This is a genomic window from Pseudomonas sp. GW821-FHT02C04 (assembly GCF_059421845.1).
Window position 1 is genome coordinate 1 of sequence record NZ_JBWKVT010000017.1, and the last position, 1,364, is coordinate 1,364.

The 1,364-nt window shown below is 55.8% G+C and carries 1 protein-coding gene; it reads left to right on the forward strand.

Going from position 1 to position 1,364, the window contains the following annotated elements; all coding sequences use genetic code 11:
• The first annotated feature begins 80 nt into the window (after positions 1–80).
• Positions 81–1,106 (forward strand): IS110 family RNA-guided transposase, encoded by a 1,026-nt coding sequence (locus AC07VV_RS30430; protein ID WP_495038343.1) that lies wholly within the window; start codon positions 81–83, stop codon positions 1,104–1,106.
• The last annotated feature ends 258 nt before the right edge of the window (positions 1,107–1,364 follow it).

A 1,364-nucleotide genomic window follows, 5' to 3' on the forward strand; every position in this document is an offset into this window, starting at 1 on the left:
CGCTAATGAAATGGCTACCCCCGCTGCCCCCCGTGATCGCCCACTAAGCTTTCACAGGGGGCTCACCGGAGACCGTTGCCATGAACGAAATATCTATCGCCGCCATCGATCTGGGAAAACACACTTTTCACCTGCATGCGCAGGATGATCGCGGCCATGAGGTTTGCCGCAAAAAATTCACCCGGTCAGCGCTCATGCAGTACTTGATGAATCTCAAACCCTGCACCGTCGTGATGGAAGCCTGTGGTGGTGCTCATTTCATGGCGCAGGAGGTGGCCAAACTTGGGCATATACCCAAACTTATTGCCCCTCATCTCGTGCGCCCTTACGTGAAAAGCAACAAAAACGACTTCGCTGATGCCGAAGCGATTTGCGAGGCCGCAACTCGTCCAACGATGCGCTTTGTACCGCCTAAAAACCAAGCCCAGCAAGCACTGGCCATGCTCAACTCAATACGTGATGCGTTTATCAAGGACCGCACTGCGGCCGTCAATCGGATTCACGCCGCTCTTCTGGAGGTCGGCATCAGCTTGGCCCCGAGCCTCAAATCGATTCGATCTCTTTCGGCGCTGCTTGAAGCGAGCTCAATCGCTCAGCCCTTCAAAAACACTCTGACGAGGCTATATCAACACTTCAAGTATTTGGACGAAGAGATCAAGTTGCTGGACAAGGATGTGGAGTGCCAAGCCGCTGGAGATGATCTGGCGATTCGTTTGATGACAATGCCGTGTGTCGGTCCGATCACCTCCACCGTCCTGGCTGCCGAGCTGGGCGATGGTAGGCAGTTCAAATGCGGTCGAGGCTATGCAGCGTCCATCGGACTAGTGCCCAAGCAACATTCCACGGGCGGCAGGACCGTGTTGCTGGGCATCAGCAAGCGCGGTGATCGTAACCAGCGACGCCTGCTTGTCCAGTGTGCCCGCGTCTATCTGATCCAGTTGGACCGCCAGAAAGGTTGGCTGGCGGACTGGGTCCGAAGACTGCTGGAAAACCATCATTCAAACCATGTGGTCTGCGCGCTGGCCAATAAGCTGGCGAGGATCGCGTGGGCAATTGCGGCACACCACACCGAATTCGATGCAGGGCCAACCGCGATGAACGCCTGACCCTGCTGTCACCCGAGCACCACCCACCTGGTTTTGCGATGCTGGATAACTGATGACGTGAATGGCCAACCGGCCTGACGACAACCCTGGGCTCTTACACGGCTGAAAGGCCGTCTCGCTAATAAGGATCGTCGGGCATCGATTTTCATCGAGGCGCGGGGCTACACCCCCACTCAGACGCCGGATAGATGAAAGCAAGCCAACCACTCATCAAAAAACAGTATTGCAGAAAAGGGGGTAACCATAGATGTAAGAGCG

Excerpts from the sequence above, each read along its gene's own strand:
- AC07VV_RS30430 (WP_495038343.1), top strand. The coding sequence starts at position 81 with ATGAACGAAATATCTATCGCCGCCATCGATCTGGGAAAACACACTTTT.